We start from the raw sequence: 12,378 nt of genomic DNA, 5'->3' as shown, positions 1-12,378 counted from the left end.
TGGTGTGCATGGCGCACAGACTACGCACCGCCAAAACCCACCGAGCACAGAAGTTCACCTCAAACCAGGCAACTTGCCCCGGATGAATAAGTGATGTGACCCCGTTCACCGTTTCCCCACTTGTCGCATCCGGGCGGCCGTTCTATCGTCTTGATGTATCGAGTCGATACATCAGCGCGAGATAAGGACGGGGGCGAGAGGATGAGCCGACGTTCCGGCATCCTCGAGTTCGCCGTACTCGGCCTTCTCCGCGAGTCCCCGATGCACGGCTACGAGCTGCGGAAACGGCTCAATACGTCACTGGGAGTGTTCCGGGCGTTCAGCTACGGGACGCTGTACCCCTGCCTCAAGACGCTGGTCGCGAACGGCTGGTTGATCGAGGAGCCGGGGACCACCACCGAGGACGCCCTCGCCGCTCCGCTCGCGGGACGTCGCGCCAAGATCGTCTACCGGTTGACGGCGGAAGGTAAGGAACACTTCGAGGAACTGCTCTCGCAGACCGGCCCCGACGCCTACGAGGACGAGCACTTCGCCGCCCGTTTCGCCTTCTTCGGGCAGACGTCGCGCGACGTACGCATGCGCGTGCTCGAGGGCCGCCGCAGCCGGCTGGAGGAGCGGCTGGAGAGGATGCGTGCCTCCCTGGTGCGCACCCGGGAGCGCCTCGACGACTACACACTCGAGCTCCAGCGCCACGGGATGGAGTCCGTGGAGCGCGAAGTGCGCTGGCTGAACGAGCTCATCGAGAGCGAGCGGGCCGGGCGGGACCTCAGCGGTTCAGCGTCCGGGGGGTCCGCTCAGCAGGACACCACATCTGGAGCGCCGGGCGGCCTGCCCCGGCCCGGGGACACCCCCGGGCCGGATACGCCCGGCGACACCGCCACGTGACGGTCCACTCAGGACCTCACTCGTACACACAGGGAGCAACCGGAATGGGTTCGGTTCGCGTAGCCATCGTCGGCGTGGGCAACTGCGCCGCGTCGCTGGTGCAGGGAGTCGAGTACTACAAGGACGCCGACCCGGCGTCCAAGGTCCCCGGCCTGATGCACGTGCAGTTCGGTGACTACCACGTCCGCGACGTCGAGTTCGTCGCCGCGTTCGACGTCGACGCGAAGAAGGTCGGCCTGGACCTCGCGGACGCGATCGGCGCGTCGGAGAACAACACCATCAAGATCTGCGACGTGCCGCACACCGGCGTCACGGTCCAGCGCGGCCACACCCTCGACGGCCTCGGCAAGTACTACCGCCTCACCATCGAGGAGTCCGACGCCGAGCCGGTCGACGTCGTCCAGATCCTCAAGGACAAGCAGGTCGACGTTCTGGTCTGCTACCTGCCCGTGGGCTCCGAGGACGCGGCGAAGTTCTACGCCCAGTGCGCCATCGACGCCAAGGTCGCCTTCGTCAACGCCCTTCCGGTCTTCATCGCCGGCACCAAGGAGTGGGCGGACAAGTTCACCGAGGCGGGCGTGCCGATCGTCGGCGACGACATCAAGTCCCAGGTCGGCGCCACCATCACGCACCGCGTCATGGCGAAGCTGTTCGAGGACCGCGGTGTGATCCTGGACCGCACGATGCAGCTGAACGTCGGCGGCAACATGGACTTCAAGAACATGCTCGAGCGCGAGCGCCTGGAGTCCAAGAAGATCTCCAAGACGCAGGCCGTCACCTCCCAGATCCCCGACCGGGACCTCGGTGAGAAGAACGTCCACATCGGCCCGTCCGACTACGTCGCCTGGCTCGACGACCGCAAGTGGGCGTACGTCCGCCTCGAGGGCCGCGCCTTCGGTGACGTCCCGCTGAACCTCGAGTACAAGCTCGAGGTCTGGGACTCCCCGAACTCCGCCGGCGTCATCATCGACGCCCTGCGCGCCGCGAAGATCGCCAAGGACCGCGGCATCGGCGGCCCGATCCTGTCCGCGTCCTCGTACTTCATGAAGTCCCCGCCGGTCCAGTACTTCGACGACGAGGCCCGCGAGAACGTCGAGAAGTTCATCCGCGGCGAGGTCGACCGCTAAGCACGCACCGAGACCGCTCCTGCCAGGGCCTGAGGGTCCCCGGGTCGTAGGACCCGGGGACCCTCCGTGTGTGAGGCTGTGATCCATGGCCGTCGTCCGTGACCTGCGCACGCTGCTGCGCTTCAGGAACTTCCGGCGCCTGCTCGCCGTGCGACTGCTGTCGCAGGGCGCCGACGGCGTCTACCAGGTCGCGCTCGCCGCCTACGTGGTCTTCTCGCCGGAGAGACAGACCTCGGCCGCCGCGATCGCCTCCGCGATGGCGGTCCTGCTGCTTCCCTACTCCCTGGTGGGCCCCTTCGCCGGCGTCCTGCTGGACCGCTGGCGCCGACGGCAGGTCTTCCTCCACGGCAACCTGATCCGCGCGGTGATGGCGTCGGCGACCGCCCTGCTGATGATCGGCCGCGCCCCGGACTGGCTGTTCTACGTCTCCGCCCTGTGCGTCACCGGCGTCAACCGCTTCATCCTGGCGGGCCTGTCCGCCGCACTGCCACGCGTCGTCGACGACGAGCGCCTGGTGGTGGCCAACTCCCTCTCCCCGACCGCCGGTACGCTCGCCGCGACCGCGGGCGGCGGACTCGCCTTCCTGGTCCGGCTGGCATTCGCGGACAGCGACGCCGCCGTGGTGCTGCTGGGGGCGTCCCTGTACCTGTGCGCGGCCCTCGCGTCGCTGCGTATCGCGCCGGACGAGCTGGGACCGGAACCGGAGCTGGTGCGGCCCCGGCTGCTGACGGCGCTCAGCGGCAGCGCCCGTGACCTGGTGGCGGGTGTGCGTCACCTCGCCGCCCCGCCGCGGCGGGAAGCCGCCTGGGCGCTGATGACCATGACGCTCATGCGCTTCTGCTACGGCGCGCTGCTGGTCATACTGCTGATGCTGTGCCGGTACGCCTTCACCTCCACCACCGAGAGCGGACTCGCCCTGCTGGGGCTGGCGCTGGGGGTGTCCGGCGCCGGCTTCTTCGCGGCGGCCGTCGTGACGCCGTGGGCCGCGGGACGTCTCGGGCCCGGCTGGTGGATCGTCACGTGCGCCGCGACCGCCGCGGTTCTGGAACCGGCCCTCGGCCTGTCGTTCGCCAGGACTCCCATGCTGGCCGCGGCGTTCGTCCTGGGACTGACGACTCAGGGTGCGAAGATCGCCACGGACACGATCGTGCAGTCCTCGGTCGACGACGCCTTCCGGGGCCGCGTCTTCTCCGTCTACGACGTGCTGTTCAACGTGGCCTTCGTCGGCGCGGCGGGAACGGCCGCGCTGATTCTGCCTCCTGACGGCCGCTCGGCTTTCCTGGTCGTCATGGTGGCCGTGACGTATGGATCGGTTGCTGCCGCTATGGCCCGCTATGAGCGCCGGTAAGTGTCACATCAAAGCCACAGAGTCCTTATCGACTGCAGCGTTGTCAGTGGGGGCCGGTAGCTTACGTGGGTCTTACTCGCGTCTTACGCGTCACGTACCCATGCTTTTAGGGGGACCCCCAAGTGACAACTCCGCCTCAGGGCCAGAACCCGTTCGCCCAGGGCCAGCAGCCCTACGGCCAGCCTCAGGGCCAGGCCCCGTACCCGCCCCAGGGCGGCTACCCGCAGCAGCCGGGCCAGCCCGGGTTCCCCCAGCCCGGCGCCGCGCCCTACGCCCCCGTGCCGCCGCAGCCCAGCCGCAAGCTCGGCTTCAAGGCGATCAAGGGCATCGTCATCGCCGTCGTCGCCCTCGGCGTGGTCGTCGGCGGTTACATAGCCAGCCGCGACGACGCCAACACGGCCGCCGTCGGCGACTGCATGCACCGCGGCAACACCGACGACAACAACCCGGACCTCGAGGTCGTCGAGTGCAGCTCGGCGAAGGCCCAGTACGTCGTGCTCGCCAAGATCGAGGGCACCTACTCCGCACTCACCGCAGAGAGCAAGTGCACGGAGAAGGCCAAGGACTTCCAGTACTCGTACACCGAGTCCGGCGACGGCAGTGACTTCCTGCTCTGCCTGAAGGACTACAAGAAGTAGCCCAGACATACGGAGGGGCGGTGTTTCACGTGAAACACCGCCCCTCCGGCGTTCTGGTCATGTTTCACGTGAAACATGAGCCGCCATTGACGTCAGCCCTGCTCGGCCCACCACTCCTTGAGGGCCGCCACCGCCGCGTCGTACTCCATCGGGCCGTTCTCCAGGCGGAGCTCCAGCAGGTGCTTGTAGGCGCGGCCGACAGCGGGGCCGGGGCCCACGCCCAGGACCTCCATGATCTGGTTGCCGTCGAGGTCCGGGCGGATCGCGTCGAGCTCTTCCTGCTCCTGAAGGTGGGCGATGCGCTCCTCCAGTCCGTCGTAGGCACGGGAGAGCGCCGCGGCCTTCCGCTTGTTGCGCGTCGTGCAGTCCGAGCGGGTCAGCTTGTGGAGTCGGTCGAGGAGCGGGCCGGCGTCACGGACGTAACGGCGGACCGCGGAGTCCGTCCACTCGCCCGTGCCGTATCCGTGGAAGCGCAGGTGGAGTTCGACCAGGCGCGAGACGTCCTTGACCAGCTCGTTGGAGTACTTGAGGGCCGTCATCCGCTTCTTGGTCATCTTGGCGCCGACCACCTCGTGGTGGTGGAAGGAGACCCGGCCGTCCTTCTCGAACCGGCGGGTGCGCGGCTTGCCGATGTCATGCAGGAGGGCGGCCAGGCGGAGCGCCAGGTCGGGACCGCTCTGCTCCAGCGCGATCGCCTGTTCCAGGACGATCAGGGTGTGCTCGTAGACGTCCTTGTGGCGGTGGTGTTCGTCACTCTCCAGACGCAGCGCCGGCAGCTCGGGCAGCGCATGGTCGGCGAGACCCGTGTCCACCAGCAGCGTCAGCCCCTTGCGCGGGTGCGCCGACAGGATCAGCTTGTTCAGCTCCTCCCGCACCCGCTCGGCCGAGACGATCTCGATGCGGCCCGCCATCTCCTTCATGGCCGCCACCACCTCGGGAGCCACCTCGAAGTCGAGCTGCGCGGCGAAGCGCGCGGCCCGCATCATGCGCAGCGGGTCGTCCGAGAAGGAAGCCTCGGGCGTGCCCGGGGTGCGCAGCACCCGTGCGGCGAGGTCGTCGCGCCCGCCGTACGGGTCGATGAAGCGCCGCTCCGGCAGCGCGAGGGCCATCGCGTTCACGGTGAAGTCACGCCGGACGAGATCCTCGTCGATGGAGTCGCCGTACGACACCTCGGGCTTGCGCGAGGTGCGGTCGTAGGCCTCCGACCGGTAGGTCGTCACCTCGATCTGGTAGCCGTCCTTCTGGGCCCCCACCGTCCCGAAGGCGATGCCGACCTCCCACACGGCGTCCGCCCAGGGCCGGACGATCTTCAGGACGTCTTCGGGGCGGGCATCGGTCGTGAAATCCAGGTCGTTGCCGAGCCGCCCGAGCAGCGCGTCCCTGACCGAACCGCCGACCAGAGCAAGCGAGAACCCGGCCTCCTGGAAGCGGCGGGCGAGGTCGTCGGCGACAGGGGCGACCCGCAATGGTTCGCTCATCGCGGGCAGCTCCTGGTTCACGGCGCTGGCGGAGTCTTCGTTGGCGTTCGGCACAACAGAAGAGGGTACGTGGCCCGGGCGACCTCGGGCGCCCCCATTCGACGCACACGGACATTCCATCCGATATCAGCTCAAGAATGGCATTCAAGGGCGCAATGCGGCTCTAACCTCTCTTGTCCGTATATACGCGACGGAAGATTCCCTGCTCCTCGATCTTGTGGAGTGGTCCGCGGCACTTCCCCTCAGCGGGCATCGTTACCATGCGTGGACGCACATTCCGACGACCACTGACGACGACGAGGGACGGGCGAGCGCGTGGCCGAGGCGGCAGACTTCCAGGGGATGAGTTCCTCACCTGCCCGCCGGTGGCTGCGGCGCACCGGCTCCCTGCTCGCCGGGGCGCCTCTTCTCGCCGGCCTCCTGCAGCTGCCTTCGCCCGCCGCCGCGCACGCCGCCGGGCCGGCCTCTGCGGTGCGGGCCTCCGGCTCCGGCTCGGTGGCCGTCGCCCTCGACTCGCTCAGCCCCGGCCTTCCGCAGGACGGGGACACGCTGACCGTGACCGGCACGGTCACCAACAACGGCAAGCAGGCCGTCACCGGCGCCCATGTGGGCCTGCGCGTGGGCCCGCAGCTCCGCACCCGCTCGGCCATCGAGAATGCCGCCCAGAGCAGCGGCGAGGTCCCGGTGCCGGTCGGCCGGGAGGTGGGCGGCAAGTACGTGGAGAAGTTCGACGAGCTGGCCCCCGGTGTCGCCGAGCACTTCAGCATCTCCGTGCCGGTCGACAAGCTGGACCTGGGCTCCGACGGCGTCTACGAGTTCATGGTCTCGCTGTCCGGACAGACCTCCGCACAGCCCTGGGAGCAGGTCCTCGGCGTCCGGCGGACCTTCCTGCCCTGGAAGCCGGACGAGGCCGCCGCCAAGACCAGGACGACGTTCCTGTGGCCGCTCGTGTCCACCGTCCACATGACGGCGGAGACGGGGTCGAACGAACAGCAGACGCCGGTCTTCCTCAACGACGATCTCGCCGCGGAGATCTCGCCCGGAGGCCGCCTCGACGAGATGCTGTCGCTGGGCGCCGGCCTCGACGTCACCTGGGTGGTCGACCCGGATCTGCTGGCCTCCGTCGACGCCATGACCCGCAGCTACAAGATCCAGACCGGCAGCGGTACCCCCAGGGCCGGCACGCACCAGGCGGTCGCCAAGCAGTGGCTCGCCGAACTGCAGAGGGCGGTGGCCGGCAAGGAGGTCGTCGCACTGCCCTTCGGGGATCCCGACCTGGCCTCCATCGCGCACAACGGCACGAGCGTCACCGGCTCGCTCAGTCACCTCAAGGAGGCGACCGACGTCGTCGCCAACACGGTGGAGCCGATCCTCCACGTGAAGCCGAACACCGACTTCGCCTGGCCCGTGGACGGCGCGGTCGACCCGTCGATCGTCAAGGTGGCCACCTCCGCCGGCGCCGACAAGATCATCGCCCGCAGCGACAGCCTCCAGGAGACCGGCGACCTGCCGTACACGCCGTCCGCGGCCCGCCCCATCGGCGGCGGCACCACCGCGGTGGTCGCCGACGCCCGGCTGTCGACGGCGTTCCAGGGCGACCTGACGAAGGCCTCCGGCACCACGCTGGCCATGCAGCGGTTCCTGGCCCTGAGCCTGGCCCTCAACGCCCAGTCGGACAGGACGCGCAGCGTCGTCGTCGCCCCGCAGCGCATGCCGACCGTGCGTCAGGCCCACGCGATGGCCGACGCGCTGAGCGCACTCCAGAGCGGCACCTGGTCGGAGTCCCAGGAACTCGCCGCGACCGCCGCCGCCAAGCCCGATCCGGGCGCCACGACGAGGATCCCCTCCAGGTCCGACTACCCCTCGGCGCTGCGCCGGCAGGAGCTGCCGCGGTCCGCGTTCGAGCAGACCGCGACCACGCAGGACAAGCTCGACAACTTCAAGGTGATCCTCACCGACGAGTCCCGGGTGGTCACCCCCTTCGGACGGGCGATGAACCGGGAGATGTCCACGTCGTGGCGCGGGCGCGCCCGCGCCACGGAGAGCTTCCGCGGCAGCGTGGAGTCCCATCTCGACGACCTGACCGGCCAGGTCAAGCTGATCGACAAGTCCGACACCAAACTCTCCGGACGCAGCGCCACGATCCCCGTGACCGTGCAGAACAACCTGGTGCAGGGCGTCGGGCACCTGGTGCTGCGCCTCAGCTCGACGAGCCCCACCCGCCTGCAGATCCGCGGCGACGCCTTCGACGAGCAGCCCGTCACGGTGTCCGGCGGGCACAGCCAGACGGTGAAGTTCACCACCTCGGCCAGGGCCAACGGCCAGGCCACGGTGATCGCCCAGCTGTACACGGAGGACGGCCAGGCGTACGGCGCACCCGTCAGGTTCGAGGTCAAGGTCACCGAGTTCACCGCCACTGTGATGCTCGTCATCGGCGGCGGCTTCCTCCTGCTCGTCCTCGCCGGCTTCCGCATGTACACCCAGCGCAAGCGCGCCGCCGCCCGCGGCGCAGAGGACGACGGTCCCGACGAGGCGGCACCGACGGCCGACGGCCCGGAGAACCCCGGGGACCCGGAGGACCGTCCTGACAAGGAGTCCGGCACCGACGCCCGGGCGGACGACCCGGACCAGCCGAGTGACCGGACACCGGACACCGCGGCGGAAAGCACAGACCCGTCCGGCACGGGTGAGAGAGTGGACCGTTGAGGATGTCGTGGCCGGTCGGCCCGGGACGATGAGGTGGGGTAACCATGAACGCGCCGTACGACGGTGACCGCGGCCAGGCTGCGGGCAGCCCGGGGCACCCCGAGGGCCCGCCGCCCGAGCACGGCCAGGTACCGTCGCAGTCCTCCGGCGACATGTACCTCCAGGACGCCTACGACCAGGACCCCTACCGCGAGCAGGGCCTCTCCGCGCAGGACCCCGTCGCCGAGGCGCTCTACGACCGCGCCGCGCACCCCCCGCCGCCCGCGGGCACGTACGAGCCTCAGCAGCCGCTGTACTCGCAGCCGCCCCGGTCGGCGCACGGGCCCGACCCGCGGGTGTGGGCGCAGACCCCGGCCCCCGAGCCGGACGGCCCCAGCCGGCACCTGCCCTACGGCGACGATCCGCGCACGACGCAGTACGTGGGCGTCGACGACCTGGTCACCCAGGCCGGCGAGGAGCGCCACCAGCCGGATGCCTTCGCCCATCTCTTCCGCGACCAGCAGCAGGACGGCGGGCCCCGGCTTCCGGTGGACTCCCGGGCGGTGCCGGGCCCGGCCGCGCCCCCGCGCGGGCCGGAGCCGGCCGTGGCGGTCCCGGTGCCGGTGCCGGCGGACGACCGGACCATGAACCTGGGCACCGCCACGGAGCCTCCCGCACCGGCTCCCGCACCCGCCGCCAAGAAGGGCGGCCGCGCGTCGGGCCTGCTGAAGTCGAGCGCCGTGATGGCGGCGGGCACGATGGTCTCCCGCCTGACGGGGTTCATCCGCTCCGCGCTGATCGTCTCCGCCCTCGGCGTCGGCCTGCTCGGCGACACCTTCCAGGTCGCCTACCAGCTGCCCACGATGATCTACATCCTGACCGTCGGCGGCGGCCTCAACTCCGTGTTCGTGCCGCAGCTGGTGCGCGCCATGAAGGAGGACGAGGACGGCGGCGAGGCGTACGCCAACCGCCTGCTGACTCTCGTGATGGTGGCGCTGGGCCTGCTCACCGCCGCGGCGGTCCTGGCCGCGCCGCTCCTGATCCGTCTGCTGTCCGACTCGGTCGCCAGCGACCCGGCGGCCAACCAGGTCGGCGTCACCTTCGTCCAGTACTTCCTGCCCTCGATCTTCTTCATGGGCATCCACGTGGTCATGGGCCAGATCCTCAACGCGCGCGGCAAGTTCGGCGCGATGATGTGGACCCCGGTCCTGAACAACATCGTCATCATCGTGACGCTCGGCGCGTTCATCTGGGTGTACGGCACCTCGGCGGACTCCGGCATGAAGGTCACGAACATTCCGCCGGAGGGTCAGCGCCTCCTCGGCATCGGCGTGCTGCTCGGCCTCGTGGTCCAGGCACTGGCCATGATCCCGTACCTGCGCGAGACCGGCTTCCGGGTGCGGCTGCGCTTCGACTGGAAGGGCCACGGCCTCGGCAAGGCGGCAACGCTCGCCAAGTGGACGGTCCTCTTCGTCCTCGCCAACCAGGCGGGCGCCCTCGTCGTCTCCCAGCTCTCCACGGCGGCCGGCAAGGCGTCACCGGTCGACGGCACCGGCTTCGCCGCCTACGCCAACGCCCAGCTGATCTGGGGCCTGCCGCAGGCCATCATCACCGTCTCCCTGATGGCCGCCCTGCTGCCGCGCATCTCCCGCTCGGCGGCCGAGGGCGACGGCGGCGCCGTCCGCGACGACATCTCCCAGGGCCTGCGGACGACGGCGGTCGCCATCGTGCCGGTCGCCTTCGGCTTCCTCGCGCTCGGCATCCCGATGTGCACGCTGATCTTCGGCTCCTCGGGCACCAGCGAGGCCACCAACATGGGGTTCATGCTGATGGCCTTCGCCCTCGGCCTGATTCCGTACTCCGTGCAGTACGTCGTCCTGCGCGCCTTCTACGCCTACGAAGACACCCGGACGCCCTTCTACAACACGGTCATCGTCGCCGCGGTCAACGCGGGCGCCTCGGTGGTCTGCTACTTCGTGCTGCCGGCGCGCTGGGCCGTGGTCGGGATGTCGGCCTCCTACGGCCTGGCCTACGCCATCGGCGTCGGCGTCGCCTGGAACCGGCTGCGGGGGCGCCTCGGCGGCGACCTGGACGGCGCGCGTGTCCTGCGGACGTACGCGCGGCTGTGCATCGCCTCGGTGCCCGCGGCGCTGCTCAGCGGCGCCGCCTGCTACGCCATCGGCCACACGCTCGGCCAGGGTGTGGCCGGATCGTTCGCGGCGCTGCTGGTCGGCGGGGCGGTCCTGCTCGGCATCTTCTTCCTCGCGGCGCGGCGGATGCGCATCGAGGAACTGAACTCACTGGTCGGCATGGTGCGCGGGCGTCTGGGCCGCTGAGGCGGGGGTACGCGCACAACCATCGTCCGCCGCCGTGTGTCGTGCATACAGGCGGACTGTGGGCACAATGTGTTTCGGCGTCGGACGGCGCGCACGGACGTCGGTCGGCGCGCATGGGATGGGGAGGCAGGAACGACGGTGGCGGAACGGAGCACGGCTGCCGTCGACGTGGCAGACAACAGTGGCGATGAGCCGCTGACCGCACAGGCGGACCAGTCCACGGCCGACGGGGTGGCCCAGAACCGGGAGTGGGACACGGACATCGACGAGGAACAGGGGAGCGGGGGGACCGACGGTCCCGGCAAGGTCTCACCGCCGGAGCTGCACAGCGGTCACAAGCTGGCCGGACGGTACCGGCTGGAGGAGTGCGTCACCCGTCTGGACGGATTCAGCAGTTGGCGTGCGGTGGACGAGAAACTGCGCCGCGCCGTCGGCGTCCACATCCTGCCCGCGGACCACTCGCGGGCCCGCGCCGTCCTCGCCGCCGCCCGCTCCTCCGCGCTGCTCGGCGACCCCCGCTTCGTCCAGGTGCTGGACGCGGTCGAGGAGAACGACCTCGTCTACGTCGTCCACGAGTGGCTGCCCGACGCCGTCGAACTGACCACGCTGCTCGCCTCCGGCCCGCTGGAGCCGCACGACGCGTACCAGATGGTCAGCCAGATCGCCTCCGCCATGGCCGCCGCACACCGCGAGGGCCTCGCCCATCTCCGCCTGAACCCCAACGCGGTCCTGCGCACCTCCACCGGCCAGTGGCGCATCCGTGGCCTCGCCGTGAACGCCGCACTGCGGGGCATCAGCTCCGAGAGCCCGCAGCGCGCCGACACCGAGGCCGTCGGCGCGCTCCTGTATGCGGCGCTCACCCAGCGCTGGCCGTACGAGAGCGACGCCTACGGCCTGTCGGGGCTGCCCAAGGACGTCGGACTGATCGCGCCCGACCAGGTACGGGCCGGTGTCCACCGCGGCTTGTCCGAACTGGCCATGCGCGCACTCGTCAACGACGGCGCGACCGCCTCCCGTCACGAGTCGCCGTGCACCACGCCGGAGGAACTGGTGAAGGCGATCGGCGAGATGCCGCGCATCCGCCCGCCGGAGCCGGCGTTCACCGCGCCGCCGGAGTACCAGCGCACGACGTACCAGCAGGGCTCGTACGGCCGCCCGGCGCCGCACCCCGGCGTCGCCCAGCCGGTGCCGGCCCCGCCCGCCCCGCTGCAGAGCCGCACCGGCAAGGCGCTGAAGTGGGCCGTCTCGGCCCTGCTCATCGCCGCCCTGGGCCTGGGCAGCTGGCAGCTCGCGGACGCCCTGATGGACCACGGCGACAAGTCCGACGACACGAACAAGACGCAGACGACGGACGGCAACGACAAGAGCGGCAAGACGAAGCCGCTCAAGCCGATCGCCGTTAGGGGCGCACAGGAGTACGTGGCGGCGGGCGAGGCCCAGCACCCTGCCGACGTCGCCAAGACCTACGACGGCGACACGTCCACCGGATGGCGTACCAACAGCTTCAAGGACGGCCCGAAGATAGTGATCAAGCCGGGCGTCGGCATCGTCTATGACCTCGGTTCCGACCAGAAGGTGACGACCGCGACGCTTTCCCTCCGGTACGGCGGCGATCACACGGCGGTCGAGCTGTACGCGACGAACTCCTTGACCTCGTCCACTCCGCTGAGCTCGATGACCAAGCTCGGCTCGGTCACGACGACCGGCACCTCGGCGAACGTGACGGTCGCCAAGCCGACGAAGAGCCGATACGTGCTGGTCTGGCTCACGGCCATGCCGTACTCCGGTGCCGATTCCGCCAACTTCAGCGACGCCGGCTACAAGCAGGCCATCACCGAAGTGAAGTTCACCGGCTGAGCAGTACGTGCAGGGGGAGGGGGG

The 12,378-nt window shown here is 70.0% G+C and carries 8 protein-coding genes; 7 read left to right on the top strand and 1 reads right to left on the bottom strand.

The annotated features are described in order from the left end of the window. Positions 1–201: 201 nt before the first annotated feature. From VKA29_RS35210 to VKA29_RS35195, 4 genes are all read left to right on the top strand, one after another. Positions 202–885, top strand: coding sequence for a PadR family transcriptional regulator (locus tag VKA29_RS35210; protein WP_324790113.1), 684 nt, complete (start codon positions 202–204; stop codon positions 883–885). A 44-nt stretch (positions 886–929) separates the two neighbouring features. Next, complete coding sequence (locus tag VKA29_RS35205) at positions 930–2,012, top strand: inositol-3-phosphate synthase (protein WP_324790112.1); 1,083 nt, start codon at positions 930–932, stop codon at positions 2,010–2,012. 85 nt (positions 2,013–2,097) lie between these two features. Next, positions 2,098–3,360, top strand: a complete 1,263-nt coding sequence (locus VKA29_RS35200) for an MFS transporter (protein WP_324790111.1) — start codon at positions 2,098–2,100, stop codon at positions 3,358–3,360. 122 nt (positions 3,361–3,482) lie between these two features. Continuing rightward, entirely contained in the window at positions 3,483–3,998 is a 516-nt protein-coding gene (locus VKA29_RS35195) for an LppU/SCO3897 family protein (RefSeq protein ID WP_324790110.1), read from the top strand. A gap of 92 nt (positions 3,999–4,090) precedes the next feature. On the opposite strand, the gene VKA29_RS35190 is transcribed toward VKA29_RS35195, so the two are convergent. Then, positions 4,091–5,530 (bottom strand): CCA tRNA nucleotidyltransferase, encoded by a 1,440-nt coding sequence (locus VKA29_RS35190; protein WP_324790109.1) that lies wholly within the window; start codon positions 5,528–5,530, stop codon positions 4,091–4,093. Positions 5,531–5,791: 261 nt separating this feature from the next. Between VKA29_RS35190 and VKA29_RS35185 the strand changes: the two genes are divergently transcribed. The 3 genes from VKA29_RS35185 (at position 5,792) to VKA29_RS35175 (ending at position 12,354) form a co-directional block, all read left to right on the top strand. Further along, positions 5,792–8,182, top strand: a complete 2,391-nt coding sequence (locus tag VKA29_RS35185; RefSeq protein WP_324790108.1) for a DUF6049 family protein — start codon at positions 5,792–5,794, stop codon at positions 8,180–8,182. Between the two features lie 44 nt (positions 8,183–8,226). Beyond that, a complete protein-coding gene (gene murJ / locus VKA29_RS35180; RefSeq protein WP_324790107.1) occupies positions 8,227–10,497 on the top strand; it encodes a murein biosynthesis integral membrane protein MurJ in 2,271 nt (756 codons plus the stop codon). Positions 10,498–10,635: 138 nt separating this feature from the next. Continuing rightward, the gene (locus VKA29_RS35175) at positions 10,636–12,354 is read left to right on the top strand and encodes a protein kinase family protein (protein WP_324790106.1); all 1,719 of its coding nucleotides are present in this window, start codon (positions 10,636–10,638) and stop codon (positions 12,352–12,354) included. Positions 12,355–12,378: the final 24 nt, after the last annotated feature.

The organism is Streptomyces sp. H51 (assembly GCF_035656535.1).
GTDB lineage: Bacteria > Actinomycetota > Actinomycetes > Streptomycetales > Streptomycetaceae > Streptomyces.
Note: the sequence above shows the minus strand (reverse complement) of the source record. Positions and strands in the feature narration are given on the sequence as shown.